A 26,621-nucleotide genomic window follows, 5' to 3' on the forward strand; every position below is an offset into this window, starting at 1 on the left:
CCCGCTGGACTGTTGCGCAGCCCGACGGGAGCAAGCTCCCTCGCCACGGGCCGGACTACACATTGGCAGCCACATCCCCTATAAAGTCCAACACACCTCACCGCACGGATCCCGCCATGAGCAACGCCACCACCTCATCCCCTGCCCTCAAGGAAATCTTCAACGCCACACGCCTTGAGTACATCGCCAGTGAAATGAGCGCGGTGTATCCGGCTTTCGATAGCCGGGCGTTCCTGGACATGGCCAATGACGGGCTGAGCGAGTTGTCGGTGATGCAACGCATGGCGCGAGTCAGTGAGTGCCTGCATGCAGTTCTGCCCTTGGAGTACGAGGCGTCGCTGGATGTGCTGCGGGACCTGGCGCCCCGACTCAACAGCATGTTTGTCAGCATGTTCCTGCCCCACTACGTGGCGTCCTACGGCCGGCACAGCTTCGACCTGTCCCTGGATGCGCTCAAGTATTTCACCCGGTTCGGCTCCTCGGAGTTCGCCGTGCGGCATTTCCTGCGCGATGACCTGGCGCGCACCCTCAAGGCCATGCACGACTGGGCGCACGATCCCAACGAACACGTCCGTCGCCTGGCCAGCGAAGGCAGTCGACCGCGCTTGCCCTGGTCGTTCCACCTGGAGCCGATCCAGGCCAACCCCGACCTCGCCGCCGCGATCCTTGAGGCCCTCAAGGCCGACAACAGTCTGTATGTACGCAAGTCCGTGGCCAACCATCTCAACGACATCACCAAGCAGCACCCTGATTGGGTGCTGGACCGGATCGAAGGCTGGCCCCTGCAAGATCGCCATACCGCATGGATCGCCCGCCATGCTTTGCGCAGCCTGATCAAACAAGGCAATTCGCGGGCACTGGCGGTTATCGGCGTCGGCGGCAAGGCGCACATCCAGGTGCTGGACTTACAGGTCACGCCGGCGGTGATTCGTCTCGGCGAACCGATTACCTTGTCGTTCAAGGTGCAATCAACCCTCGAGCAGAACCAGCGCCTGGTGATCGACTATGCCATCGACTACGTGAAAGCCTCGGGCGGCACCTCGGCCAAAGTCTTCAAGCTCAAGACCTTCGACCTGCCTGCCCTTGAGTGCGTCAGCCTCAGCCGTTCCCAGCATATTCGCGAACTGACCACCCGCCGACACTACGCGGGCCGGCATGCGGTGCATCTGCTGGTCAATGGCGAACGGCTGGGCAGCACGGCGTTCGACATCGTTCCCTGAGCGGCCGCTCAGGCCAGCGCCAGCCGTTGTGCCTTGCGAATGTCGTGCAGGAAGCGCTCGGCCGGCAGCGGGTGGCCCAGCAGGTAACCTTGCAGCGAATCGCACCCCAATTGAGTCAGGAAATCCTGCTGCATGTCGGTCTCCACCCCTTCGGCAACAATCCGCAGCCCCAGGGCCTGGCCGAGGGCGACGATGGCCGAGACAATCGCCGCATCATCACTGTCGTGCTCCAGGTCGCGGACGAAACCGCGATCGATCTTCAGCTCGTTGGCCGGCAACCGCTTGAGGTACATCAGGCTCGAATAACCGGTGCCAAAGTCGTCGATGGACAAATCCACGCCCATGTCCGAGAGCTGCTGCAGCACGGTCATGCTTGCATCGGCATCGCTCATCGCCGTGGTTTCGGTGATTTCCAAGGTCAGGCTGTTGGCTGGCAGATGATGAATTTCCAGCGCCGTGGCGACGCTCTGCACCAGGCCCACGTGGCAGAACTGCAAGGCCGACAGGTTCACCGCGATGCGCCAGTCGGTGTAGCCAAGCACGTACCATTCGCGCATCTGGCGGCAGGCCTCGTTCAACACCCATTCCCCGATGGGAATGATCAGCCCGGTCTTTTCCGCAAGGTCGATGAAAGTATCGGGCATCAACAGGCCCTGGTTTGGATGCGTCCAGCGCAACAAGGCTTCGGCCCCCACCGGACGGCCGTTGGCAGCGTCGAACTTGGGCTGGTAATGGAGGCTGAACTGGCGTTGCTCGACGGCGATGCGCAGGTCTTGCAGCAGTTGCAGTTGCTTGCGGGCGTTGCTGTTCATTGAGGCATCGAAAAAGCTGTAGCCATTCTTGCCGGCGCCCTTGGCGTGGTACATCGCCGCGTCGGCATTCATCAGCAGCTCTTCGGCGCTCTGGCCGTTGCCTGGATAAAGCGCGATGCCGACACTGGCGGATATCTGCAGGTCATGATCGGCCACCCGGAATGTGCGACCGATCAGCCCGACCTGGCGGGCCGCCAGGCGCAACGCATCGTCAGGCTCGGCCAGTTGCACCAGCAGCACGAACTCATCACCGCCGATCCGCGCCAGGGTGTCCTGGCTGCGCAAGTCTTCCCGCAGGCGCAGGGCCACGTCGCGCAGCAACAGGTCGCCCATGTGATGGCCGAAAGCATCGTTGACCGGTTTGAAGCCATCCAGGTCGATGAACATCAAGGCGAAACAGCCGCCCTGCTCATGCACCCGATGCATGGCCTGACCGATACGATCGGCCAGCAGCACGCGGTTGGGCAATTCGGTGAGGGGGTCGTGCAGGGCCAGTTGCGTCAGCTCACGGTTGGCCAGGGTCAGCGATTGGGCCAGCTCTGCGGTCCGGGCCTCCAGGCGCGCATCGAGAATCGACGTGAGCAAGGCGATGGCCAGTACCGCCAACGTGGTGATCAGCACCAGATTGTCCAGACCCTTGCCACTCAAGCCGTCCAGAGCACCGCAAAAGCTACCGTCGCTGAAGCGCGCTGCGGCCATGCCGGTGTAATGCATGCCAACAATAGCCAGGCCCATCACGACAGCAGCGCCGGCGCGGGCCAAACGTACATGGGGGATGTTCTGGCGCAGGCGAAAGGCGATCCACAACGCGGCCGCCGAAGCGCCGACCGCAATCACCAGCGAAGCCCCGAACAACGAGGGGTCATAATCAATACCCGGCTGCATCCGCAGCGCCGCCATGCCGGTGTAATGCATGGCGCTGATGCCGGCGCCCATGATCAACGCGCCGAAAGCCAGTTGCCACGCCGGCAATTGCGGTTGACTGACCAACCACAGGGCAAAACCGCAGGACAGGATGGCGATCAGCAGCGACAAGGCGGTGATCGATACATCGTAGCCAAGCTCCACCGGCAAGGTGAACGCCAGCATGCCGATAAAATGCATGGACCAGACCCCGACGCCCATTGCCAGGGAACCGCCGGCCATCCACCAATGCGCCGCGCGCCCCTGGGTGGTCGCGATGCGGCCGGTCATGTCCAGCGCGGTGTAGGACGCCAGTACCGCAACAAATAGGGAAATTGAAACAAGGGCCGGGGAGTAACTGCCGATGAGCATGGTTTTTTCTCGTGACTGGAAAGCCGAACTGCTTCCATGCCCGGTTGAAAGGCGGCGATTGTACTCAATTGCGGTACGGGCGTACCGACCAAATATCAAAAAGCCATCAACCCTGGAATATTTGCGACGAAGGACATCTTGTCTCCGGATGACTGAAGGCACCTGCGTCACAGGCCGTTCGGCTAAGCTGTGGTGGGCCATATTTCAGGAGACCCATCCATGATCGCCCCAACCACCGCGTTAGTGGTAATAGACGTTCAGAACGACTTCATCCCCGGAGGCCAATTAGCCGTACCGGGGGGTGACGAAATCGTGCCATTGATCAACCGCCTGGGTCGTTCATTCAGGCAGGTCATCCTCGCCCAGGACTGGCATCCGGCCGGGCATGCTTCGTTTGCCTCCAGCCATCCGGACAAGCAACCGTTCGACCTCATTCAACTGCCCTATGGCGAACAGAAACTGTGGCCCGACCACTGCATACAGGGCACCCAAGGCGCCGCGCTGCACCCGGCCCTGGACCTGCCGCACGTGCAACTGATCATTCGCAAGGGCTGCAACCCGGACATCGACAGCTATTCGGCCTTCATGGAAGCCGACCGCCAGACACCCACCGGCCTGACGGGCTACCTCAAGGAGCGCGGCATCGACACGGTGTACATGGTGGGGCTGGCGCTGGATTTCTGCGTGATGTTCTCGGCGCTGGATGCCCGGGCGGCGGGGTTCAACGCGCTTGTGGTGCTCGACGCCTGTCGGGGCATTGATATCGACGGTTCGATGGAGGCGGCAATCCGGCGGATGCAGCAAGCGGGTGTGGCGCTGATTGAATCGAGCGCAATAAACGCCTGACCCCTCCCCCAGCCTCACCGCGTTGGCAACCACAAGCGCAATCGCGCCCCACCCAGCGGCGAAGCTTGCGCCGTCAGCGTACCGCCCTGGGCTTGCAGGGCGCGACGGCTGATGGCCAGGCCCAGGCCAAAACCACCCGTGGCGCGGTCGCGGCTGCGGTCCAAGCGATAGAACGGTTCGAACACACGCTCGCGCTCGCTGTCAGGAATACCGATACCGTCGTCGTCGACCCAGATCTCGCAGCCCTGGACGCCGACCAGCACGCCGACCTGGATCCGCTTTTCGCAATAACGCATGGCGTTGCGTAACAGATTCTGCAACGCCCGGGCCGTCAGGCGCGGGTCCAGCACGAAACGCTCCAGCGTGCCGTGCAGCAGCACATCGATCACCACATCCGGCGCCGCCAGGTCCTCGTCGACACTGCCCAGGATACTGTCGATGAACTCGTCCAGCGCCACCTCCACGCGTTCGGGCAGAAGCTCGGGGTTCTGCAGACGGCTGTAAGACAGCAGTTCCAGCACCAACTCATCCAGCTCGCGGATGTGTGCCACCAACCCTTGCAGCCGTTCGCGACTGGCCGGCGGCAGGTCATCGGACAGCGCCAGGGCCAGGCCGAAATCGAGGCGGGTCAATGGCGTGCGCAATTCATGGGACACTGCATTGAGCAGATCGCGCTGCTGGTTGAGCAAGCGCTCGATGTCGCCGGCCATTGTGTCGAACACGTGGGCCAGGCTGCCGATGTTCGAGCTGGAGCCAATCTGCGTACGTTCGCTCAAATGGCCTTTGCCGAAGCGTTCAGCCGTGCGTTTGAGCCGTTCCAGATCGCGCCAATGCGGCCGCAACCAAAGCAGCAGGCAAGCCAGCATCGTCGCACCGATCAACACGTTGATGCTCCAGTACAGCCAACTGACCTCGGTCGGGTCCGGGGGCACAATCATCTTGACCGCCGTGCGCTCATCCAGCGGCGCGGCCGCCAAGGTTCGCCAGGCCCATTCGCCCAGGCGCACCACGTTCTCGCCGCGCTGCAGACGCGCCTGCTCGTCGGCGCTGAAACCCTCATCCTCGATGGCCGCCAGTTCGATGCGCAGCGGCTCGAATTCCTTGTCCATCTGTGCCGCCAGTGCCGGCCACTGCTCGCTGGGCACGTTATGGAACTGCCGGACCATCAAGGTTTGCAGGCCACGGGAATAATCGAGGTTGTAGTTCAGGAAGCGCTCATGAAACAGCCGCACCACCAGCTCCGGCATCAGATAGATCGCGGCGCTGTAGGACACGATGGTGACCAGGTAAAGGCGAATCAGCAGCTTCCACATCGACTCAGCATTCCCACTCGGAACGGCTGAACAGATAACCCTTGCCCCACACGGTCTTGATCTTGCGGGCTTCGCCGGCGTTGTCGTCGAACTTGCGCCGCAGCTTGGAGATCGCCACGTCCACCGAGCGGTCGGTGCCGTTGAACTCGATGCCGCGCAGACGCTGCAGAATCTGGTCGCGGCTCAGCACCTCGCCGCAATGCCGGGCCAGTACCACCAGCAGGTTGTATTCGCCGCTGGACAGCTCCACCGCTTGCCCGCGCCAGGTCACGGTGCGTTCGGACAGGTCGATGCACAGGTTGCCCATGAGAATGCGATCGTTGACCGTCTGCGGCTCGGTAAGGCTGCTGCGGCGCAACAAGGTCCGAACGCGTGCCAGCAGGACCCGGGGTTCACAGGGCTTGCTGACGTAGTCATCGGCGCCCATTTCCAGGCCCAACACCTGATCATGGCTGTCGTCCCGGGCGGTGAGCATCAGAATCGGCAGGGTCGCCGAATCGGCCCGCAACAAGCGGCAGACCTGCAAGCCGTCCAGCCCCGGCAGCATCAGATCGAGGATCACCAGGTCCGGCGGATCGACCCGCGCCCGTTCCCGCACATGATCGCCACGGCTGAGCACACTGACCCTGTAGCCGTTGCGCTCCAGGTAGCTGGCGATCAGTTCAGAGAGGGCGGTGTCGTCTTCCACCAGGAGGATGTTGGGCATGGTGTTTCCAGAGTGCTGGGGCGCCTGGCGGATCGCCTTCGCGAGCAAGCCCCTCCCACAATGTTCATGTAAACCTCTGTGGGAGCGGGCTTGCTCGCGAAGGCGACATAACAGGCACCAAGGAATCAAGCTGCCAAGGATATACGCCCTCACCCACCCACGAGCAAACCCCTTACACAATTTCACACAGCACCTACAAAGCTTTACCGATGCGCCCCCTTCCCCCCCTAGCATGCAACGTTCACTGTCGGAGAAGCACCATGCCAAAGAACTCCCTCGCCACTCCAGGGCACAAGCACATTTAAGAGTCAGCCCGCCTGAGAGCCACTCAAAAAATCATAAATAAAAGTGCTTGTAAACTGTCAGGAATGACAGTTTACAAGCCTTTAAAAAACGCGTTCTCTAGAGTTCATCCAGCATTAGGGTCAACACGGCCTTTGGACACCTTAGTTCTAGCAACGGAGACCGAATCCATGAATGCTGCCACTTATCAATTGAGCTTTGCTCCCGGCAACTATGTCACCGCGTCAGCTTTCTCCACCAATGGTAAAGACTTCCCCGAGTTTGTCGCCACCTCTCGGCTGATCGAAAAGAAAAAGGCAGGTATCACGCGAACGGAAGCCGTGGTGATTACCGCCATTGATCGGGAAGAAAAAAAGACGAGGGCGACAATCACTTCCACTCGTGAGCTCATTATCATCATTCCGGCAAATTTCGAGCCGGGTAGCTATGAGTTGAAAACACGGGATGATGTGGGCTTCAGCCTCAAGGAGTCCACCACTATTTACGAAGGTATTTCCGGCAGCATTGAATTGGTACCGGCCTCGGAGGGGAACGTAAGGGGCAACTTCAATGTTGATCTAGAACTGCCGGGAACCAATGGACAAACCATGCTGCTCAAAGGCCAGTTCCAGGTGCTCAAGGCTTGATAGTTCGCTGCCAACACCACGTAAAAAGGGAAGCCGAAGCTTCCCTTTTTTACATGACTCAGAATGAGTAGTGAGCGCCCAGATTGAAACCGATGTCCTTGGTGACATTGTCACCTTTGCTGGTATCGAGTTCGGCATGCACCTGCCAACGATCACTCAATGTCCATGAGGCTCCCGCCGCCACTTCGAACCGGGTACCGGACAAGTCGTTGTTGAACTTGTTGTTGTTGACTCGAACTTCGTTGTGCTTGGCGAACTCCTGGACCACCGCGGTGCGAATATGCGGTTGCAGTACGCTGCCATCGTCCAGGGTCATACCCCGTCCCAGTGTCACACCCACTTTGCCCAGCATGGATCGCGTGGTGTCGGCGTCCGCCTTCAAACCATTATCGAGGTTGAAATCCTTGCCCTGCACTGTCGCCATCTGCCACTGAGTAAACGGCTCCACATAGTAGCCATCCTTGATATCGATGTATTTACCAAACTCCACCGACGCACTGGCCCCCAGGTTGTTGTAGCCGCCCTTGGTCCTGGTGCCATCGCTCATCGTCACCTTGGCGTCGTTACGGAAATGGTTGAGCTTGGCGACGGTATCCAGGTAGTAACCGCTATCACCCAGCCAAGTGCCGTACATACCCAGGGAGGTGCTGTCGATTTCGCCTGAGCTGCCACGGCTCAAATCGAGGTTCGACTTGCTGTAACCGGCGAATACACCCAGCAACACACGTTCGCCCGCGATCTGCACCGGGGTATCGACCCCCAGGGAGATGCCGTGTTGATTCTGACTGTAGCCGTTGCCGTAAGCGTTGGTGGTGACGCTGTATCGGTTACCGAACGAACGAATCCAGCCACCCGTCTGGCCGCCATTGACCCGCAGATCGCCCATCCGGGTGTTCAACAACGCCATCTCGCCATAGATCACTGTGGGCGCAGTACCGAAGATGGCCATGACCGAACGGGTCGGTGTGCTGATCACATCCTTATCAGGTTGCAGATACCAGTCATCTCCGTTCTTCACCAAGCGGTAGGTATAAGCGCCGACATCCACGCGATCATTGACCAGATCGTACTGGGCGCCTGAGGCGACACTCTGCACCACCTTGATCGAGTCATCATTGACCGGATCAAGACCGGTGCTGGCGACCAACAACTGATGATTGCCGGTAGCGCTGCCCGTGATATTCAGCAGGTCACTGATGCCCTGATTGAAGTCGGTGCCTATTTCGAACCTGCCATTACCCGCCAGATTGGCCACGTCCAGTTGGAAATATTGCTGATTGCTCCCCAGCCGAACGGTCCCGCCAGAGTTGAGCGTAAGATTGCTCACCGCCTGGCTGTCGGTCATCTGCCACAACGCCTGATTGCTGATGGCGAAATTGGATACGCCACTTACCAAGCCGGTCAGGCTGGCGCCGTTATCCAAGGTCAGATTGGACACGCTGTCGGCAGCGCCCATTACATCACCGACCATTACGCTGCGGTTGTTGATCGAGACATTGGCGACATCTTGCAAGTTGCCGGTGAGCGTAGAGGCGTTGTTGATCACCACGCTCGAGGCGCCGAGGACATTACCCGTCATACTCGCCTGATTGTTGAGGGTCGCACTGGTGACGTTTTGCATATCACCGGTCAACGCCGCCGCGTTTTGCAGGACGACGTTACCCGAACCACCCTCATCCACCACGATATTACCGGCCAAGGTACTGTTGTCGACGAGTAAATCAGCCGCGGCACCGGTACGCACTTCCAGCAACGTACCGTTCCCGCCGATCAGGGTTGAACCGTTGCGGACCTCGATGTTGGCCACACCTGGAATATTGGCCGGACTGTAGCCGACGACAATGGCCGAACCGCTTTGACCTTCTACCTGGGTACTGTCCAGCACGATCGACGACTGGATGACCGTTGACGCGTTGGCATCGGTGCCCACGATCAACCCGTTCAGGCCACCAGTGATCGTGCTGCCGCTGGCGGACAGCGCTCCCTCATGCAGACGTATCCCGAAACTGTTGGCGCCGGTGCCCTCCACCGTGGAGTCCTGAACAGTCAGGTCGCTGAAACGGTTGCCAGCGAGCCCTCCCACCAAGCCTCGGACCACACTGTTGTTACCCAAGGTGACCTGCGAGCCGCCAGCACTGTTGATATTACGTGCGGCTAATATGCCAATTCCCTGAGCACTGGTCACCGTGGAGTTATTCAACGTCGCACTGGCGTTGGTCAGCGCAATGCCCTGGGTCAGGCCATTCACTCCGTCAGGGGTGACCGTGGAGTTGGTCAGGTTAACCGTGGCACCCGCAACGCCGGTGATGCCTAAGGTCGAGGCCCCCGAGCCTGTTAACGTGGCGCCGATTTCAACGGTCCAGGTTTCCACCGGGGTATTAACGTCAATAGCCTGACTTTGCCCAGCGGGAACAGTGCCAGCTTGGGCCAGCGATGGATTGATCAGCAGCGGCATGAACAACAAGGCCGACACGCTGGTAGCTGTCTTGCGATAGGAAAATACAGACTTAGACGACATATTAATGAGTCCTACAAGATGACATTCCTTCAGGAACGAATGTCCGACTCAATGAGCGCGAGCCGGAATAAAAAACGGTCGCCAGACTAGTGTTTATCTATTCATCGCTATGTAGGATAAATCCGCATATGCATACGACTTTTCCCATTTAAATGTGGGATCTCTACTTCTGAATCTACGGAATCTCGCTTCAACAGTTAAAGACGACAACAACTGTCGTCATTAACTGTTTGTATCTGCAGCGAGATCAAGTTGTAGTTGAAGCCACATCAAGGCGTCTCTGGACGCTCCACTTCGCAATACACGAGGCTGGAGTTCAGGAGGGACACGCGTAGGGTGGCCGCTGATTCGATACCATTGACCGTGTAAGCGATATGGGCATATCTAAAGGGAGGGCGTACCCCTGCTCCTGGGCTCGGCAACTGGATCTCGCGTATTTTGGCGTAGTCATCCAGCCTGAAGTCCAGGTCGCCGGTCGGCGGCATGACCGCTGAATCCGTAATGCGAGTATTGGGAATGGCCGGCGCCCCCACTGCGTCGGTTTCGCGCCCTTCGAATACCAATGCCACCGTGGCACCCGATGGAATATTGGGGTCTCGCCGGATGCGGATTCGCAGATTGCGTGGCATATAGGGAGGCATGGGGCCATCAGGCACCGCCGGATGGTTGAGGCTCGGGCAATTGATCAAGGTCTCGATTCGTTCCGGCACCACCGAACCGTTTGCACCTCTGTATGCCGATACGACAACTTGTGGGGCGGGCAAGTTGATGACGATAGCCGTTACATCGACTTTGGTCGTTGGCGTCTGTTTCATCACGTTGTCACTGCCGGGGTATTCGATGGTGATGTAGGCCTCACGGGCGTTGCCACCAGCCACCGTGCCGTTCCCCTCAGCCAGAATCGTTCCCCAAGGCAATGGTGTCGTGACCGTTGTAGCACCTACCCGGACAGGCACTGGGCCGCCAACCTGTTTGCCTTGATAGTAGAACTTGACGATTTCACGGCCTGTGACGGGCCGATTGGTGTCAGTCCAAACGGGCCAGTTCATGGCGGCGCCCAAACCTGCCTGATCAGGCCCCAAGGTATTGGGAGGGGGGGGAGTGGTGCCTGCGCCTTGAACCACTACCGGATCTATGTTGGGGTTCTCCGGATCTGGCACATTGGGGTTTTCCGGTCCGGCATAGGAAAAGTCGATCGTCGCGTATTGCATGGGCGCCGAAACCGGATTGAGGGGAATGGTAGAGCGACTCAGTTCATACCAGTACTCAATCTGGGTTTCACTGTCTTTATTCTCGTCCCCGAAGAGTGGGGCCAAGGTTGCATAGTCCAGGTTGAACCTCAATGTCCCAGGCGTTGGAGGATCAGGTATGGCTTGTTCCGGCACCGGAGTGAGATCGTAGGCCGATTGGATATAGGGAATGATTCGATCACCGGCAAGGGCGTTAAGCGGATGGTCGATTTCCATAATGGCCCGAGTGGGCGGCGCTACCGTCGAGAAGCTAATAGGCACGTTACCATTGGTCACCGGAATCCTTGGAACACTGAGAATGGGTGCAGGCGCCTTGACCCGATTGAACACAAAGATGATGTCTGAGTTGTTACTGATATTGCCCGGCAGGTCGATGAGGTTGTAGGCATAATAATATGCTCCCTCGGCCAGCCCGGCCAGAAAAGTGCGCGGAATATTGATGATCCCAGTGGCAGGCAAAGGACCGCTAAAAGCCGGAGTTTCAGCTTGCATTAGGCTGAAGTCTGCTTCAGTCGAGATATAGAAATTGACCGTATCATTCAGCGGTTCGAACTTTGTATAGGCATTGGGGATAGTGAAGTCCAAGCCGTTGGCATTGGCGGGGTCACTCAGCCATGCGTCGTCAATGTTTTCGGGATGCGTAGCGCCCAAGGTTAACTGTGCGGGCCGGGGGCCCGTCCCGTTACCTTGGCCTGGCTGCCCTTGGTACGGCGCGGTCAAATCAACGAGGACGTCGGTAAATGGGCTCGATGTGTCTCTGTTACCGTCATCGTCTTCCAGAACAAACGCCATTTCGTACGCGGCGTAATCACCAGCGATATCGAATACATCGACCAGGCTATCGACCGGTACATCAAACTCTATCGGGAACGTCCAGACATCTCCTGCCTCATCGGCCCTTATTTTTTCTGCAACTATATAGGTGGTAACATAGGGGTCGGGGTCAGCGACTTCACCTCGTGGAAATAAATGAAGGGTTATCCTTGCCCCCCCTCTTACTTTATCGTCGATGTCCGCAAGCTCAACTTTGAGCCGTCGATCTGTCTTGAGCTGTTGATAGGTGAGCCGGCCATCCGCCAATTGACCGACAATCACTGGAGATTCGGCAAATACACCACCACCTGACTTAACCTGTGTGTTCATGTTTGTAGACTCCATCGATGATTGATTCATTGAATTGCCAACTTCATGAAACGCTGAGGCGCCCTCGGTATCTGAACCCAACCCCGCCACGCTACCTGGGCCACAGGGACGCGCCTCGCCCGGGATGATTCGATCGATCTTTACCAACCCAGGTGGTGATTTTCCCAATGCGTTGCCGTTTCGATACAGCATGTAACTGGCCAAAGCCGATGCATTGCGTTCCATCGGCTTTATGTACTGTTCATATTTATCGCTGCCCAATACGAAATCGAATCCCTGCGTGGACGTGGCCTCTTCCTGGGTCAATAACTTAGGCAAGCGCAGCGCTGTACCCGGGATCGGGCCTACACCATTGAGCATGGTAAAACCCTCCCAATTCAGGACGCACTCATCATCCTTGGCGAACCGTCCTGGTTGAGCGGGAACATGAACGAATATGCTTTCCCATAACTTCGGCTGCGAAGAGCAATTGAGATAGCCCCATAACGTAGCGCTGGGAAAATCTGGTTCGGCGAGATTCACAGGAGTAGGCCGTTTGACAATGAACACTTGCGGGGAGGATGTATCCTCGTTTCCATCATCCCCCGTCGTCACCCGATAACGCAGGCGAATATCCCCCTCTATTTGAAGATATTGCGGCGGCAATAGAACAAAATCCGGAAAGACCACCGGCACAGGAAAGAAGTTGCTGTAGAACCGTATTTCAATCGGGGAACCCGGCGGCACCACCCACACTTCCAGCAAGTCACTTTTACCGGTTGTCTGGGACGGAGCCTCCCACTCCGGAATGAATAGTTTCGCGCCCACGATGGAAGCTTCTGGCGGAAGCACGCTGTCTGCGCCGACCCCTTCAATACTCAAAGGTCTTGCCAGGACACCGATATTTCTTCCACTTTTACTTGACGAAGACATTCACAATTCTCCAAAGCCTGGATTGATCTGGCCTGGAGAAATTAGATGCGGATTTGCCGGTGACGCCTACTGTCAGATCTGACAGGTCTGACGGCCGTTCGTCGGACTGATCACCGTGGCCGCCTTTTGCCAGAGAAGACAATCAAGCTTGGGCTTGCTCCAGTGTTCCCGCCGCGCAACGGGTGATCCGATGGCAGGCCTCCTTGAGTTGTGGCTGGCCAACCACCAGGCCAATCCGTATATGCCCCGCCGCGCTCGCCCCGAACGCCTCGCCCGCCAGCACCGCCACACCAAAGCCGTCCAGCAGCCGCTCGGCAAATGCCTGGGCACCGAGGCCGGTCGGGCGTACGTCGACCATCACGAACATGCCGCCATCGGGCCGCACAGGCTTGAGACCGGGACAGCCATCAAGCATGGCGCACACCAGGTCCCGACGCTGGCGATACTCCTCGTGCATCTGCGCCACTTCAGGCAAGTCCTGCTCCAGTGCCACCTGGGCCGCCCGCTGGACGAAATCCGGCAGACCGAACAGCATGCACAACGACAGGTTGGCCAGATGTTCGGCCAGCGGTTCGGGACCGATCACCCAGCCGATGCGCCAACCGGTCATGGCGTGGGATTTGGACAGGCTGTTGATCGTCGCGGTGCGCTCGGCCATGCCCGGCAGGCTGGCCGGGCTGATGTGTTCGCCTTCGTACAGCAGGTCGCTGTAGACCTCATCGCTGATCAGCCACAGATCATGTTCGATGCACAACTGCGCCAATGCTTGCCAGGTGGACAGCGGCAGGCTGGCGCCGGATGGGTTGTTCGGGCTGTTGAGCAGCATCGCCCGGGTACGGGGGGTAATCAGCCGGGCGACGTCGGCCGGGTCAACCCGAAAAGCGTTTTCCGGGCGCACCGCCACCGGCAGCACTTTCGCTCCGCAGGCACCAAATACGGCTTCGTAAGTGACATACATCGGTTCTGCGATGATCACTTCATCACCGGGGTTGAGCAGACATTGCGCAACCGCATAGACCCCACACTGCGCCCCCGGCAACACGGTGACATGCCCGGCGCCTACCGGCTGGCCACAACGCTGGCGATGGCGCCGAGCAATGCTGGCGCGCAGGGTGTGCAAGCCGCGCACGTCCGAATAATGCGTGTCTCCGGCGCGCAGGCTGGTCACAGCGGCGTCGATGATGGCGCGAGGGGTGTCGAAATCCGGGTCGCCCACCGATAACAGCAATACATCCATGCCCTGCTCACGCATGGCCAATGCCCGGTCGTGAATCTGCCACGCGGCGGCGCCGTCGCCGGTGATGCGGCGGGTCAAATCTGAAAAGCGCATGTACCACTCCTGTTTTGCGCGAAGTCCAGCCTCAACCCTATCTCAAATTCAACGCCGTGGGAGCAAAGCTTGCTCGCGATACGGGCGACTCGATTCCTGGGAGACCGCAACGCCTGTATCGCGGGCAAGCCTTGCTCCCACTGGTCTATCGGGCGGCCACTCGCCAAAGCCGGGCGATGTCCCGGGCTCGCTCAGTCAGCAGGCGTGGCGCGTCGCCACAGGCCTCCTGCAGGGTCATCGGCCCGCTGACCAGGGCAAAGGCTGCTTCGATGCCGTGCTCATACAGCGCCTGATAACCCTCCCCCAGCGTGCCGGCGATGACCACCACCGGTACGCCATGCTGGCGGGCGATGCGCGCCACGCCAAAGGGGGTCTTGCCACGCAAGGTCTGGGCGTCGAAACGGCCTTCGCCGGTGATCACCAGGTCAGCGCCGTTGATCGCCTCGGCCAACCCGGTCAACTGGGCGACGACGTCCACGCCGGTGCGAAATTGCGCGCCCAGGAACGCCTTGGCGGCGAACCCCAGCCCTCCGGCGGCGCCGCTGCCCGGTTCGTCGCGTACATCCTTGTTCAACGCCTGGGCACAGTGTTCAGCGAAATGCCCCAGCGCCTGGTCCAGTTGCTGTACCTGCTCAGGGGATGCCCCTTTCTGCGGGCCGAAAATCGCTGAAGCGCCGTGAGGTCCGCACAACGGGTTATCGACATCGGCGGCAATCTCGAAACTGACCTGGGCCAAGCGCGGGTCCATCTTGCTCAAATCGATGCGAGCCAGTTCGGCCAAAGCCAGGCCACCGGGTGGAAGCGGTCGGTTGTGTTCATCCAGCAGCGCCACGCCCAGGGCCTGCATCGCGCCGGCACCGCCGTCGTTGGTGGCGCTGCCGCCGATGGCCAGGATCACGCGCCCGGCGCCTTCGTCCAGGACGGCGCGAATCAGCTCGCCGGTGCCGTAGGTACTGCTGGAACAGGCATCACGTTGCCCAGGAGGTACCAGCTGCAAGCCGCTGGCCTCGGCCATTTCAATGATCGCGGTGTGGCTGTCGGGCAACCAGCCCCAACGCGCTTCGACGCTGGCCCCCAACGGACCTCTCACCCAACTGCGCCGCCACTGCCCGTTGCAGGCCGCCAGCACCGACTCCACCGTGCCCTCCCCGCCGTCGGCCATCGGGCACTTGATCAACTGTGCATCCGGCCAGACCTGGGCCAGGCCTTGGGCGACAGCATCGGCCACGCCCTGGGCGCTCAGGCTGTCCTTGAACGAGTCGGGGGCGATGACTATTTTCATACTTATTCTCCGGTTCCAGTGCACGGCACGGCATGCCAGTTGAGCGCAGTTGTTCAAGTTCACGCAATCGGGTTGCCATCGACACGGTTGTCGAGGCTGATGGCCTCATCGCGAGCAGGCTCGCTCCCACAGGGATCCGGGCTAGCTGAAACCTGTGGCCCAGGCAGATCAGTGTGGGAGCGAGCCTGCTCGCGATAGCGGTCTGCCTGTCAAATCTCTATCGAGTGCGTGGGTTGTTGTCGGGAGTGTAAGGGGTCGAGCGTGGCCTGCGATCTTTTCGTTTGCCACGCCCGGTTGTTCTGGGGTTTGATTGGGCCTTTCCCATCGATAAAAGGACCTTGTCATGAGCTACCGCACGCTAGGCCATTCCGGGTTGCAAGTCTCGACATTGACTCTGGGCACCATGATGTTCGGCGAACAGACCAGCACCGAGGATTCGCTGCGGATCATCGACAAGGCCTGGGACCAGGGCATCAATTTCATCGACACCGCAGACGTCTACACCAACGGTCGTTCCGAAGAGATCGTCGGCGAGGCGATTGCCAGTCACCGTCATGAATGGGTGCTGGCCACCAAGGTCGGCTTCGGCCCACCAGATGGTGTCCCCAACCGCAGCGGCCTGAGTCGCAAGCACATTTTCAATGGCATCGAGGCCAGCCTGACGCGCCTGGGCACCGATTACCTGGACATCTATTACCTGCACCGCGAAGACCACAACACCCCACTTGAGGTCACGGTGTCGGCCATCGGTGACTTGATTCGTCAGGGCAAGATCCGCTACTGGGGCCTGTCGAACTACCGTGGCTGGCGCATCGCCGAGGTGATTCGAATCGCCGATCGCCTGGGCATCGACCGGCCGGTAATCAGCCAACCGCTGTACAACATCGTCAATCGCCAGGCCGAAACCGAGCAGATCACCGCCGCGCAGAACTATGGCCTCGGCGTGGTGCCTTTCAGCCCCCTCGCCCGCGGGGTGCTCAGTGGCAAGTACGCACCGGACGTGGCACCGGACGCCAACAGTCGCGCCGGTCGCCAGGACAAACGCATCCTGGAAACCGAATGGCGGGTCGAGTCCCTGCGCATCGCCCAACAGATCCAGCAATACACCCAGGAACGCGGCGTGGGCATTGTCGAGTTCGCCATTGCCTGGGTGCTGAACAACCGCGCCGTCACCTCGGCCATCGTCGGACCGCGCACCGAGGAACAATGGGATGGCTACACCAAGGCGCAGTCGGTGACGATCACGGCCGAAGATGAAGCCTTCATCGATTCGCTGGTGACACCGGGGCATGCCTCGACGCCAGGCTTCAATGACGTGGGCCACTTCGTACCGGGGCGGGTGGCGCGTACGTCATAACTTCGTCGACTCCGACGAGCACTGTGGGAGCATGGATTGCCCGCGATGGCCGCGCTGCGGTTCAAGAGCTGAACCGCGTTATCGTTCATCGCGGGCAAGCCTTGCTCCCACAGGCCATGCGCCACAGATAAATTTTCCAGTCACAAGTCCGGGTGTCGATGACCGCCCTCAAGAGAATTACCGTGTCCAAAGGCATCGTTCTATCGGTCTCGGCCTCTGTGCTGTTCGCCGTCATGTATTACTACACCTCCCTGCTCTCGCCGCTGACCGGCGTGGAAATCTTCGGTTGGCGCATGCTGCTGACGATGCCCTGCATGACGGTGTTCATGCTGGTGGCAAAGGAGTGGAACCTGGTAACGGCGCTCGGTCGGCGCCTGATCGCCGCGCCGCGTCTGTTGATCGGTGCCATGGCGTCTTCGGCGTTGATGGGCGCGCAGCTGTGGCTGTTCATGTGGGCACCCCTCAACGGCTACAGCCTGGACGTGTCGCTGGGGTATTTTTTGTTGCCGCTGTCGATGGTTCTGACCGGGCGCCTCGTCTACGGCGAGCGCCTGTCCTACCTGCAGAAAATCGCCGTGTTCTTCGCCACCCTCGGCGTGGTCAACGAGTTGTACCAGGTGGGTGGGTTTTCCTGGGCAACACTGTTGGTGGTGGTGGGTTATCCGATCTACTTCATCCTGCGCAAACGCCTGGGGACTGACAACCTGGGCGGGTTGTGGCTGGACATGACCCTGATGCTGCCGCTGGCGCTCTGGTTCGTACAAAGCGGGGAGCAGGGTTTCGCTGTTTTCGACCAGTACCCTTGGCTGTCGCTGCTGATCCCGTTGCTCGGGGTGATCAGTGCTTCGGCGCTGGTGGCCTACATCGTTGCCAGCCGGTTGCTGCCGTTCAGCCTGTTCGGGCTGTTGAGCTATGTCGAACCGGTGTTGCTGCTGGGCGTTGCCCTGCTGCTGGGAGAAAGCATCCAGGCCAGTGAATGGCTGACCTACATTCCCATCTGGCTGGCCGTGGCAGTGCTGGTGTTCGAAGGATTCAAGCATCTGATGCGCCAGCGACGCCGGACCTGAAACTTACACGGACCTTGTGGGAGCGAGCCTGCTCGCGATATCGGCTGCACATTCAACATTGATGTATCTGAAAGGTCGCGATCGCGAGCAGGCTCGCTCCCACATTGGGATCTGCTGGCCAATAAAAAACCCGTACGGCAGTTACGCCGCACGGGTTGTCTGTTGCCTCAGCCGTCACTCAGTAGCCAACACACCACGCCGCACCTGGTCACGCTCGATGGACTCGAACAACGCCTTGAAGTTGCCTTCGCCGAAGCCATCGTCGCCCTTGCGCTGGATGAACTCGAAGAACACCGGCCCCATCAGGGTTTCCGAGAAAATCTGCAACAGCAGACGCTTGTCGCCCTGTTCGGAAGCGCCGTCCAGCAAAATGCCCCGCGCTTGCAGTTCATCCACCGGCTCGCCGTGGTTCGGCAGGCGGCCTTCGAGCATTTCGTAGTAGGTGTCCGGCGGCGCGGTCATGAAGCGCATGCCGATGCTTTTAAGCTGGTCCCAGGTCTTGATCAGGTCGTCGGTCAGGAAGGCCACGTGCTGGATGCCTTCACCGTTGAACTGCATCAGAAACTCTTCGATCTGCCCGGCGCCCTTGGACGACTCCTCGTTCAGCGGGATGCGGATCATGCCATCCGGGGCGGTCATGGCCTTGGAGGTCAGGCCGGTGTATTCGCCCTTGATGTCGAAGTAACGGATCTCGCGGAAGTTGAACAGCTTCTCGTAGAAGCCGGCCCAATAGGCCATTCGCCCGCGATACACGTTGTGGGTCAGGTGGTCGATGATTTTCAGGCCCGCGCCCACCGGGTTGCGGTCAACGCCTTCGAGGAACACGAAGTCGATGTCGTAGATGGAGCTGCCTTCACCAAAACGGTCGATCAGGTACAGCGGCGCGCCGCCGATGCCTTTGATTGCCGGCAGGTTCAGCTCCATCGGACCGGTTTCGATGTGAATCGGCTGGGCGCCGAGTTCCAGGGCGCGCTTGTAGGCCTGTTGCGAATCCTTGACCCGGAATGCCATGCCGCACACCGACGGCCCATGTTCGGCGGCGAAGTACGAGGCCACGCTGTGGGGCTCGTTGTTGAGGATCAGGTTGATCGCGCCCTGGCGATACAGGTGCACGTCCTTGGAGCGGTGGCTGGCCACTTTGGTGAAGCCCATGATCTCGAAGATCGGCTCCAGGGTATTGGGTGTGGGGGATGCGAATTCGATGAATTCAAAGCCCATCAGGCCCATCGGGTTTTCGTATAGATCTGCCATGTTGGCGCCTCATCATGCTTATCAATTAACGGAGCGTTAGTTGCCGGCCATGCTGAGGGCACGCGGTGGCGCGCAGGAAATGCCGCGAACGGTGCGGGCGAGGAAATCGCCGTAGATCAGTTGAAACCCGAATATCTTCATTGTCGACCCAAGGCTCTTGCGGGCGAGGCTTCTGCTGCCAGAAGACGTTTATTCTTATATGCGTAACTCGATTCTACACAGCGTAACCATGTTTGTCCGCCTTCGGTATCAAATCGTCTTTTGCGGCGACCGCGCAAGGGGTTTGTTGCACAGGAAAATCCCCGTCAGGATCAGCCCCGCACCTACACCCATCAAGACGGTGAGCCGCTCGTCCAACAGCAGCGCCCCGAACAGCACAGCGGTCAACGGGTTGAGTGCGATGAACACGCCGGAACGGGTCGCGCCAATCCGACGGATGCCGTCGTACCAGGCTATATAGGCCAACGCCGACCCCAGCACGCCCAAGTACAGCAGGCTCAACCATTGCCGGATGTCCAGCCCGCGCAATGCTTCGACGCGAACTTCGCCTGCGGCCGCGCAGGCTAGCCACAACATCAAGGTGCCCAGCAGAATCGACCAGGTCACGGTTTGCAAAGGCCCGAGGCTTTCATTCAGGTTTTTGGAAAACAAGGAATAAATGCCCCAGCCCAGCACGCAGCCAAAAATCAGCAGATCGCCCAGCCAGCCCTGCCCTGCACTCTGTAGCAAGGACGGATCGCGACTGACGATCACCAGCCCCGCCCCGCCGATACACAGCACGATGCCCGCAACTTTCGCCCGGCTCAGCCGTTCCTTGAACAGCCACCAGGACGCCAGTCCTATCACCGCCGGATTCAAGGCCACGATCAACGAGGCCCGCGACGCATTGATGTACTGCAAGCCATAGAAGAAACACAGGTTGTAGAAAAAGATCCCGAAGAACCCCAGCGCCGCCAATTGCAGCCCTTGTTTGCGGTTGGGCCTGGCCAGCGGGATCCCGGCCAGACCGAGAAACAGCAACAGCGCGAGACTGGCCAACAGAAACCGCAGGCTGGCGGCGAGCAGCGGGGTCAGGGCATCGGAAAGGATCCTGCCGGCAACGAAGGTGCCGCCCCAGATCATGGTGACCATGGCCAGTTTCAGGTAGACCGGCAGGTCCGAAGGGGTTGGAACGGATTGTTCGAGGGTTTTCATGGTTTCACCACATTGAAATAAAACGACTACCCGTGGCGAGGGAGCTTGCTCCCGCTGGGCTGCGAAGCGGCCCTTTTCTATGAGCGCTTCGCACTCAAGCGGGAGCAAGCTCCCTCGCCACAGGAAAGTGCGCTTGAGATACTCTATTGTTCGCCTCATGCTTGATCATCGTAAAATGAGTATTCCCTCATGACCCTCACCCAACTCGAAATCTTCTCCCAGGTCGCCGAGCTACGCGGTTTCACCGCCGCGGCGACGCGGTTGGGCATCAGCCAGTCAGCGGTGTCCCACGCCATCAAATCGCTGGAGCAGGAGTTGGGCGTAGAGCTGTTCAGACGTCATCAGACCCTCATCGAACCCAGCGACATTGGCCGGCAGTTGCTGCTGCGCGCCCGGGCCATGCTCGGGCTGGCCAATACCCTGCGCCAGGAAGCCGCCGATGCGCGGGGCATGCGCCGAGGCACCCTGCGCATCGGCTCGTTCGGTCCGACTTCGTCGATGAAGTTGTTGCCCGCCATCCTGCAACGTTACCGGGCTCTGCATCCGGGGATCGAAGTGCACATCGACGAAGGGCCGGACCGGCAAGTCATCCAGTGGCTGGATGAACGGCGGATCGACGTCGGTTTCGTGGTGCTGCCCGAAGACCGTTTCGACACGTTCGCGCTGATGCAAGACCAGATGGTCGCCGTGCTGCCCACCGCCCATCCCCTCGCTGCCCAAGCCAGCCTGAGTCTCAAGGACCTGTGCAACGACCCGTTCGTGCTCACCGAGGCCGGTTCTTCTGAACTGGTTTCGCGCCTGTTCAACGCAGCCCGGCTCACACCGAACGTGCGCTATCGTTGTTCGCAGCTGCTCAGTACCCTGGATGTCGTCAGCCGCGGCGAGGCCGTGACCCTGGTGTCCGAAGGTTCACTGCCGGGCGGCGACAACCCACGGTTCGTCACGCGGCCATTGTCGCCACAGGTTCCGCGTCAGATAGGCCTGGCGGTACTGGACAGCCGACAGGCCTCGCCCGCTACCCTGGCATTTATCGAGCTGGCGAGGCAGTCAGTCTGATCACCGGCAACCGAATACACTATCGAAGCTGTTCCTCAAGCCCTCACAGGTTATGCAGATGCCATTGACCGCCACTCGTTTGCGCAAGCGGCCCCGTCGCAACCTGATCACGCTGCTCTGCGGCGTGCTGCCGATACTGTCAGGGCTGGGCATTCTGTACATGCAGGCGGAACGGACACTGGAGCAACAGAGCCGACAGACCAGCGAAGAGTTGATCGGGCAGATCGAGGGGTCATTACCTTGGTGCTGGAACTGACCGAGCGCGAGCTGATCGAACCGACACCCACCACTCACCAGCTGTTCCAGCACCTGCGTGAACTGGGGGTGAAGATCGCAATCGACGACTTCGGCACCGGTCATTCCAGCCTGGGCTACTTGCGCCAGTTCAACGTGGACTTCCTGAAAATCGACCAGAGCTTTGTTGCCATGATTGGCGTCGATGCCCTGTCACGGCACATCCTTGACAGCATCATCGAACTGTCGGGCAAGCTGGACTTGGGTATCGTTGCCGAGGGGGTCGAAACCGTTGAACAAAGCAACTATCTGGCCGCTCACGGGGTGAACTTTTTGCAGGGTTATCTATTTGGTCGCCCGATGAGTGGCGCGGATTTCATTGCGGCGGTGTCCGTCATTGAAAGCCCTGGTGCTACGTCCCTCCACGGACAACCACAGTCGGACTGATAAAATTCGCATCCCTTGTTACATAACGAAAAAGTTACGATTTACACCCGTGGGTTTCACTACTACAATTTTTTTACCTGTGGCTAATAGCAGGAGCGTCATTATCACCGAGTCGCTTCAAGGCACTTGGCTTATAGCTTTGTTTGCGGTTGGTATCAGCCAAATATTCTGATTGGAGTAACGATATTGTCCAGACTCGCTGAATTTCGTAAAGCAGAACAGGACCTTCAAGAGCGGCTCAAGCAGCTGGAAAAGCTGAAGAATGATGCCGGGCTCAAGAAAGAAATCGAATTCGAAGAGAAGCTCCAGGGACTGATGAAAACCTACGGCAAGAGCCTGCGCGACGTCATCGCGATTCTCGACCCGAACCCGGCCAAGGGGGGCCTGCCATCGACCAAGCCTGTCAAAACCCGCCGTGCGCGAGTGGTCAAGGTGTACCAGAACCCGCACACAGGTGAACTGATCGAAACCAAAGGCGGCAACCATCGAGGCCTGAAAGCCTGGAAAGAACAGTACGGTGCAAAAACCGTTGACGCCTGGTTGCGCAGCTGAGAAAGCTGGCCGAATGAAAAAAACCCTGAGCCTGCTCAGGGTTTTTTATGGGGCAGGATTTCTGGATTAAGTAGTTCTAATACCGAGGGCTTTATAGTTTCAGGCTATTTCGTACCGACTGTATTTCATCCTGGTTTTCTACAAACTCCTGAGCCTGCCCCGCATAGGACAGCACATTAGCCCTGCCCTCCTTTAGTGCAGCGACGAGTGTCTGAGATAACACGTGCCGACCGTTTTGCGTGATCGTGCAAGTGGTCTCCAGTGCGGCAACGTCGCCCAACATCGAAGAATGAATCTTATTACAGACACTTTGATAACCGCTCTGATAAAAGTCCTTTTGAATTGATTTGCGCATTTCCAGTAACACGCCTTGCAAGTTGACTTGATGACCCGGCTCGATGGGCGTCGTGGTCAGTTCCATGACCATCACCGCCGTGCCCGCTGAATCACTCTTTGTCGCCCGTTGCCGGGTCGTTCCCGGCGCTGCCGACGAGGTGCCAGCATCAGAGGGCAATGGTTCGATGACCCAGCCTGGGGGCCAGGCGACCTGCGGTTCGGCGGCCTGGACAGCGACATTTGCCATCGCGGCCAGCAGCAGGACAAACAGCGAAAGGAACGGTCGAATCATTGCATTGCACTCAAGGACGATTCGTAAAGTCTGAAGCCCGCCGCCCAGGCAAGCAATAGCCAGAGGCGTTTGGCGATGCCGCGCCCCTTGCGTATCATGGGTGCACCTGCAAGGAAGCCGTTTAGCGCAAGCCCAGGACCGTCGCAGCAAAGTTGCGATGCCGTTTGCCCCACTTATTTTCCGGAGGGCCCATGAGCCTGCACGAACTCAACACTTTCCCTGGCGTCACCGCCCAACCCGATACCGCCACGGCCAAATTCGTCTTCAACCACACCATGCTGCGGGTCAAGGACATCACCAAGTCCCTGGATTTCTACACCCGGGTGTTGGGTTTTTCCCTGGTGGAAAAACGCGATTTCCCGGAAGCCGAATTCAGCCTGTACTTCCTCGCCTTGGTGGACAAGAGCCAGATTCCGGCCGACGCTGCACAGCGCACCGAATGGATGAAATCCATCCCCGGCATCCTGGAGCTGACCCACAACCACGGCACCGAAAGCGACCCGGCGTTCGCCTACCACAACGGCAACACTGACCCACGCGGGTTCGGCCACATCTGCATCTCGGTCCCGGACATCGTGGCCGCTTGCGAGCGCTTCGAAGCGCTGGGCTGCGACTTCCAGAAGCGCCTGAACGACGGTCGCATGAAAAGCCTGGCATTCATCAAGGACCCGGATGGCTACTGGGTTGAAATCATCCAGCCTGCGCCGCTGTAAGCGCCACCGTAGGGTGTGTGGGCAATAAAAATCCCACAGCCCCCTGTGGGAGCGAGCCTGCTCGCGATAGCGGCAGCGCATTCAACATTGATGTACCAGACAGTCTGCTATCGCGAGCAGGCTCGCTCCCACACGGTAATGCGTGATCCAAAAAACAAAACCCCATGAGCACTGGGCCCATGGGGTTTTGTTTTTTCCGCTATCGGCTGTTTATGCCGGCGCGGAGGTACGGATCAGATGGTCAAAGGCGCTCAACGAAGCCTTGGCCCCCTCGCCTACGGCGATCACGATCTGCTTGTACGGAACAGTCGTCACGTCACCGGCGGCGAACACACCCGGGATCGAGGTTTCACCGCGGGCATCGACAATGATCTCGCCGCGTGGCGACAGCTCGACGGTGCCTTTGAGCCAATCGGTGTTAGGCAACAGACCGATCTGCACGAAGATCCCTTCCAGCGCCACGTCCCGTACTTCACCGCTTGGGCGGTCTTTGTAGCGCAAGCCATTGACCTTCTGGCCATCGCCCGTCACTTCGGTGGTCTGGGCGTTGGTGATCACGGTCACGTTCGGCAGGCTGTGCAGTTTGCGCTGCAATACCGCGTCGGCACGCAATTGCACGTCGAACTCCAACAAAGTGACGTGGGCCACGATACCGGCCAGATCAATGGCCGCTTCCACGCCGGAGTTACCGCCGCCGATCACCGCCACGCGTTTGCCTTTGAACAGCGGGCCGTCGCAGTGCGGGCAGTACGCCACGCCCTTGTTGCGGTATTGCTGCTCGCCCGGCACGTTCATTTCACGCCAGCGCGCACCGGTCGCCAGAATCACGGTCTTGGCCTTGAGGCTCGCACCACTGGCGAATTTGATTTCGTGCAGCGCGCCATCCTTGCCTGGCACCAATGCATCGGCGCGTTGCAGGTTCATGATGTCCACGTCGTACTGCTTGACGTGCTCTTCCAGGGCGACGGCCAATTTCGGCCCTTCGGTTTCCTGCACCGAGATGAAGTTCTCGATGGCCATGGTGTCGAGCACCTGACCGCCGAAGCGCTCAGCCGCGACACCGGTGCGGATGCCCTTGCGGGCCGCATAGATAGCCGCCGAAGCGCCGGCTGGGCCACCGCCCACCACCAGCACATCAAAAGCTTCCTTGGCGCTGATCTTCTCAGCCTGGCGCTCGATACCACTGGTGTCGATCTTGGCGAGGATTTCTTCCAGGCCCATGCGGCCCTGGCCAAAGTTCACGCCATTGAGATAAACACTCGGCACGGCCATGATCTGGCGTTCGTCGACCTCGGCCTGGAACAGCGCGCCGTCGATGGCGACGTGGCGGATATTCGGGTTCAGCACCGCCATCAGGTTCAGGGCCTGGACCACGTCCGGGCAGTTCTGGCAGGACAGCGAGAAATAGGTCTCGAAGTTGAACTCGCCTTCAAGGGAGCGAATCTGTTCGATGACTTCGACACTGGCCTTGGAAGGATGACCGCCGACTTGCAGCAAGGCCAACACCAGCGAAGTGAATTCGTGGCCCATGGGGATACCGGCAAAACGCAGGCTGATATCGGCTCCTGGGCGATTCAACGAAAACGAAGGCTTGCGCGCATCGGTGCCGTTGTCGAGCAAGGTAATCTGGTCACACAGACTGGCAACGTCTTTGAGTAACGCGAGCATTTCCTGGGATTTCGCACCGTCGTCGAGGGAGGCGACGATCTCGATCGGCTGGGTGACCCGTTCCAGGTATGACTTCAACTGAGCTTTAAGATTGGCGTCCAACATACGGGCGATTTCCATTTTTTGAATTTCAGAAAAAACAACGCCCGAGCGAATCTCGCCCGGGCGTTTTTTGGGGCGAAGCGGCTTGCTTGATTAAGAGCGGATCGCCCTCGGATGACTCACAGACTTAGATCTTGCCGACCAGGTCCAGGGACGGAGCCAGAGTGGCCTCGCCTTCTTTCCACTTGGCTGGGCAGACTTCGCCCGGGTGAGCAGCAACGTACTGAGCAGCCTTGACCTTGCGCAGCAGCTCGGAAGCGTCACGGCCTACACCACCGTCGTTGATTTCAACGATCTTGATCTGACCTTCAGGGTTGATCACGAAAGTACCGCGGTCAGCCAGGCCAACTTCTTCGATCAGCACGTCGAAGTTGCGGGAGATGACGTGGGTCGGGTCACCGATCATGGTGTACTGGATCTTGCCAATGGCTGGCGAGGTGTTGTGCCAGGCAGCGTGAGCAAAGTGAGTGTCGGTGGAGACGCTGTAGATTTCGACACCCAGCTTCTTGAATTCAGCGTAGTTGTCGGCCAGGTCTTCCAGCTCGGTTGGGCAAACGAAGGTGAAGTCGGCCGGGTAGAAGAACACCACGGACCACTTGCCTTTCAGATCGGCATCCGAAACCTGGACGAATTCGCCGTTTTTGAAAGCGGTAGCGTTGAACGGTTTAACTTGGCTGTTGATGATAGGCATTGATGACTCTCCGTCAGGGGTTGAAAAGTTGATGACGTGAATCTTAACCACTCATCCCCCGGCAGGCTCATTGGCAAACCTGATGTGAATGATTGGTTTTGGCTATCAGCCGCTTAATAGATAGA

At 59.2% G+C, this 26,621-nt stretch carries 21 protein-coding genes and 1 pseudogene; 10 read left to right on the forward strand and 12 right to left on the reverse strand.

Going from position 1 to position 26,621, the window contains the following annotated elements; all coding sequences use genetic code 11:
* The first annotated feature begins 116 nt into the window (after window positions 1-116).
* Window positions 117-1,220: a DNA alkylation repair protein gene (locus tag GSM73_RS12840; RefSeq protein ID WP_160892827.1), complete on the forward strand. Its 1,104-nt coding sequence runs from the start codon at window positions 117-119 to the stop codon at window positions 1,218-1,220.
* 8 nt (window positions 1,221-1,228) lie between these two features.
* Here the strand turns inward: GSM73_RS12840 and GSM73_RS12845 are convergent, their stop codons facing one another.
* Window positions 1,229-3,307: a bifunctional diguanylate cyclase/phosphodiesterase gene (locus tag GSM73_RS12845; protein ID WP_160892829.1), complete on the reverse strand. Its 2,079-nt coding sequence runs from the start codon at window positions 3,305-3,307 to the stop codon at window positions 1,229-1,231.
* A 219-nt stretch (window positions 3,308-3,526) separates the two neighbouring features.
* Between GSM73_RS12845 and pncA the strand changes: the two genes are divergently transcribed.
* Complete coding sequence (gene pncA / locus GSM73_RS12850) at window positions 3,527-4,153, forward strand: bifunctional nicotinamidase/pyrazinamidase (protein WP_160892831.1); 627 nt, start codon at window positions 3,527-3,529, stop codon at window positions 4,151-4,153.
* Between the two features lie 14 nt (window positions 4,154-4,167).
* Here pncA and GSM73_RS12855 read toward each other — a convergent pair whose 3' ends face one another.
* Entirely contained in the window at window positions 4,168-5,466 is a 1,299-nt protein-coding gene (locus GSM73_RS12855; RefSeq protein WP_160892833.1) for an ATP-binding protein, read from the reverse strand.
* Between the two features lie 4 nt (window positions 5,467-5,470).
* Window positions 5,471-6,172, reverse strand: coding sequence for a response regulator transcription factor (locus tag GSM73_RS12860; protein ID WP_047227621.1), 702 nt, complete (start codon window positions 6,170-6,172; stop codon window positions 5,471-5,473).
* A 473-nt stretch (window positions 6,173-6,645) separates the two neighbouring features.
* Between GSM73_RS12860 and GSM73_RS12865 the strand changes: the two genes are divergently transcribed.
* Complete coding sequence (locus GSM73_RS12865) at window positions 6,646-7,101, forward strand: hypothetical protein (RefSeq protein ID WP_047227622.1); 456 nt, start codon at window positions 6,646-6,648, stop codon at window positions 7,099-7,101.
* 58 nt (window positions 7,102-7,159) lie between these two features.
* Here the strand turns inward: GSM73_RS12865 and GSM73_RS12870 are convergent, their stop codons facing one another.
* The 4 genes from GSM73_RS12870 to GSM73_RS12885 all read right to left on the reverse strand — a co-directional run bounded on the left by GSM73_RS12870 (window position 7,160) and on the right by GSM73_RS12885 (window position 15,536).
* Window positions 7,160-9,619 carry an autotransporter outer membrane beta-barrel domain-containing protein gene (locus GSM73_RS12870; protein WP_160892835.1) on the reverse strand — a complete coding sequence of 820 codons (2,460 nt, stop codon included), beginning with the start codon at window positions 9,617-9,619 and terminating at the stop codon, window positions 7,160-7,162.
* Window positions 9,620-9,888: 269 nt separating this feature from the next.
* Window positions 9,889-12,924, reverse strand: coding sequence for a hypothetical protein (locus GSM73_RS12875; RefSeq protein ID WP_160892837.1), 3,036 nt, complete (start codon window positions 12,922-12,924; stop codon window positions 9,889-9,891).
* 142 nt (window positions 12,925-13,066) lie between these two features.
* On the reverse strand, window positions 13,067-14,254 hold the full coding sequence (locus tag GSM73_RS12880; RefSeq protein ID WP_160892839.1) for a pyridoxal phosphate-dependent aminotransferase: 1,188 nt from the start codon (window positions 14,252-14,254) through the stop codon (window positions 13,067-13,069).
* A gap of 145 nt (window positions 14,255-14,399) precedes the next feature.
* Window positions 14,400-15,536, reverse strand: a complete 1,137-nt coding sequence (locus tag GSM73_RS12885; protein ID WP_160892841.1) for a glycerate kinase — start codon at window positions 15,534-15,536, stop codon at window positions 14,400-14,402.
* A 343-nt stretch (window positions 15,537-15,879) separates the two neighbouring features.
* Here GSM73_RS12885 and GSM73_RS12890 point away from each other — a divergent pair, with 343 nt between their 5' ends.
* Together GSM73_RS12890 and rarD are read left to right on the forward strand one after the other, a co-directional pair.
* A complete protein-coding gene (locus GSM73_RS12890; RefSeq protein WP_076385320.1) occupies window positions 15,880-16,893 on the forward strand; it encodes an aldo/keto reductase in 1,014 nt (337 codons plus the stop codon).
* Between the two features lie 182 nt (window positions 16,894-17,075).
* Window positions 17,076-17,960: an EamA family transporter RarD gene (gene rarD, locus GSM73_RS12895; protein ID WP_160892877.1), complete on the forward strand. Its 885-nt coding sequence runs from the start codon at window positions 17,076-17,078 to the stop codon at window positions 17,958-17,960.
* Window positions 17,961-18,134: 174 nt separating this feature from the next.
* Here the strand turns inward: rarD and hppD are convergent, their stop codons facing one another.
* On the reverse strand, window positions 18,135-19,211 hold the full coding sequence (gene hppD, locus GSM73_RS12900; protein ID WP_047227629.1) for a 4-hydroxyphenylpyruvate dioxygenase: 1,077 nt from the start codon (window positions 19,209-19,211) through the stop codon (window positions 18,135-18,137).
* A 249-nt stretch (window positions 19,212-19,460) separates the two neighbouring features.
* Window positions 19,461-20,405: a DMT family transporter gene (locus GSM73_RS12905; RefSeq protein ID WP_047227630.1), complete on the reverse strand. Its 945-nt coding sequence runs from the start codon at window positions 20,403-20,405 to the stop codon at window positions 19,461-19,463.
* A gap of 189 nt (window positions 20,406-20,594) precedes the next feature.
* On the opposite strand from GSM73_RS12905, the gene GSM73_RS12910 reads away from it, so the two are divergent.
* From GSM73_RS12910 to GSM73_RS12925, 4 genes and pseudogenes are all read left to right on the forward strand, one after another.
* Window positions 20,595-21,461 carry a LysR family transcriptional regulator gene (locus GSM73_RS12910; RefSeq protein WP_076385324.1) on the forward strand — a complete coding sequence of 289 codons (867 nt, stop codon included), beginning with the start codon at window positions 20,595-20,597 and terminating at the stop codon, window positions 21,459-21,461.
* Window positions 21,462-21,519: 58 nt separating this feature from the next.
* Window positions 21,520-21,717 carry a hypothetical protein gene (locus GSM73_RS12915; RefSeq protein ID WP_160892843.1) on the forward strand — a complete coding sequence of 66 codons (198 nt, stop codon included), beginning with the start codon at window positions 21,520-21,522 and terminating at the stop codon, window positions 21,715-21,717.
* Window positions 21,690-22,142, forward strand: a pseudogene (locus GSM73_RS12920) (EAL domain-containing protein); the annotation flags it as partial. The gene GSM73_RS12915 and the pseudogene GSM73_RS12920, both read left to right, overlap by 28 nt.
* 186 nt (window positions 22,143-22,328) lie before the next feature.
* Window positions 22,329-22,694: a histone-like nucleoid-structuring protein, MvaT/MvaU family gene (locus tag GSM73_RS12925; protein WP_047227632.1), complete on the forward strand. Its 366-nt coding sequence runs from the start codon at window positions 22,329-22,331 to the stop codon at window positions 22,692-22,694.
* Between the two features lie 91 nt (window positions 22,695-22,785).
* On the opposite strand, the gene GSM73_RS12930 is transcribed toward GSM73_RS12925, so the two are convergent.
* A complete protein-coding gene (locus GSM73_RS12930; RefSeq protein WP_047227633.1) occupies window positions 22,786-23,322 on the reverse strand; it encodes a DUF4946 domain-containing protein in 537 nt (178 codons plus the stop codon).
* 191 nt (window positions 23,323-23,513) lie between these two features.
* On the opposite strand from GSM73_RS12930, the gene gloA reads away from it, so the two are divergent.
* On the forward strand, window positions 23,514-24,035 hold the full coding sequence (gloA, locus tag GSM73_RS12935; protein ID WP_047227634.1) for a lactoylglutathione lyase: 522 nt from the start codon (window positions 23,514-23,516) through the stop codon (window positions 24,033-24,035).
* A gap of 210 nt (window positions 24,036-24,245) precedes the next feature.
* Here gloA and ahpF read toward each other — a convergent pair whose 3' ends face one another.
* Window positions 24,246-25,808 (reverse strand): alkyl hydroperoxide reductase subunit F, encoded by a 1,563-nt coding sequence (gene ahpF, locus GSM73_RS12940; RefSeq protein ID WP_047227635.1) that lies wholly within the window; start codon window positions 25,806-25,808, stop codon window positions 24,246-24,248.
* A 124-nt stretch (window positions 25,809-25,932) separates the two neighbouring features.
* A complete protein-coding gene (ahpC, locus tag GSM73_RS12945) occupies window positions 25,933-26,496 on the reverse strand; it encodes an alkyl hydroperoxide reductase subunit C (RefSeq protein ID WP_047227636.1) in 564 nt (187 codons plus the stop codon).
* Between the last annotated feature and the right edge of the window lie 125 nt (window positions 26,497-26,621).

Source organism: Pseudomonas sp. PICF6, from assembly GCF_009831705.1.
Lineage (GTDB): Bacteria > Pseudomonadota > Gammaproteobacteria > Pseudomonadales > Pseudomonadaceae > Aquipseudomonas > Aquipseudomonas rhizophila.

What these genes read in the sequence shown, in the direction of transcription:
- GSM73_RS12840 (WP_160892827.1), top strand. Translation starts at nt 117, where the DNA reads ATGAGCAACGCCACCACCTCATCCCCTGCCCTCAAGGAAATCTTCAAC.
- GSM73_RS12845 (WP_160892829.1), bottom strand. Translation starts at nt 3,307, where the DNA reads ATGCTCATCGGCAGTTACTCCCCGGCCCTTGTTTCAATTTCCCTATTT.
- pncA (WP_160892831.1), top strand. Translation starts at nt 3,527, where the DNA reads ATGATCGCCCCAACCACCGCGTTAGTGGTAATAGACGTTCAGAACGAC.
- GSM73_RS12855 (WP_160892833.1), bottom strand. Translation starts at nt 5,466, where the DNA reads ATGTGGAAGCTGCTGATTCGCCTTTACCTGGTCACCATCGTGTCCTAC.
- GSM73_RS12860 (WP_047227621.1), bottom strand. Translation starts at nt 6,172, where the DNA reads ATGCCCAACATCCTCCTGGTGGAAGACGACACCGCCCTCTCTGAACTG.
- GSM73_RS12865 (WP_047227622.1), top strand. Translation starts at nt 6,646, where the DNA reads ATGAATGCTGCCACTTATCAATTGAGCTTTGCTCCCGGCAACTATGTC.
- GSM73_RS12870 (WP_160892835.1), bottom strand. Translation starts at nt 9,619, where the DNA reads ATGTCGTCTAAGTCTGTATTTTCCTATCGCAAGACAGCTACCAGCGTG.
- GSM73_RS12875 (WP_160892837.1), bottom strand. Translation starts at nt 12,924, where the DNA reads ATGTCTTCGTCAAGTAAAAGTGGAAGAAATATCGGTGTCCTGGCAAGA.
- GSM73_RS12880 (WP_160892839.1), bottom strand. Translation starts at nt 14,254, where the DNA reads ATGCGCTTTTCAGATTTGACCCGCCGCATCACCGGCGACGGCGCCGCC.
- GSM73_RS12885 (WP_160892841.1), bottom strand. Translation starts at nt 15,536, where the DNA reads ATGAAAATAGTCATCGCCCCCGACTCGTTCAAGGACAGCCTGAGCGCC.
- GSM73_RS12890 (WP_076385320.1), top strand. Translation starts at nt 15,880, where the DNA reads ATGAGCTACCGCACGCTAGGCCATTCCGGGTTGCAAGTCTCGACATTG.
- hppD (WP_047227629.1), bottom strand. Translation starts at nt 19,211, where the DNA reads ATGGCAGATCTATACGAAAACCCGATGGGCCTGATGGGCTTTGAATTC.
- GSM73_RS12905 (WP_047227630.1), bottom strand. Translation starts at nt 20,405, where the DNA reads ATGAAAACCCTCGAACAATCCGTTCCAACCCCTTCGGACCTGCCGGTC.
- GSM73_RS12910 (WP_076385324.1), top strand. Translation starts at nt 20,595, where the DNA reads ATGACCCTCACCCAACTCGAAATCTTCTCCCAGGTCGCCGAGCTACGC.
- GSM73_RS12915 (WP_160892843.1), top strand. Translation starts at nt 21,520, where the DNA reads ATGCCATTGACCGCCACTCGTTTGCGCAAGCGGCCCCGTCGCAACCTG.
- GSM73_RS12930 (WP_047227633.1), bottom strand. Translation starts at nt 23,322, where the DNA reads ATGATTCGACCGTTCCTTTCGCTGTTTGTCCTGCTGCTGGCCGCGATG.
- gloA (WP_047227634.1), top strand. Translation starts at nt 23,514, where the DNA reads ATGAGCCTGCACGAACTCAACACTTTCCCTGGCGTCACCGCCCAACCC.
- ahpF (WP_047227635.1), bottom strand. Translation starts at nt 25,808, where the DNA reads ATGTTGGACGCCAATCTTAAAGCTCAGTTGAAGTCATACCTGGAACGG.
- ahpC (WP_047227636.1), bottom strand. Translation starts at nt 26,496, where the DNA reads ATGCCTATCATCAACAGCCAAGTTAAACCGTTCAACGCTACCGCTTTC.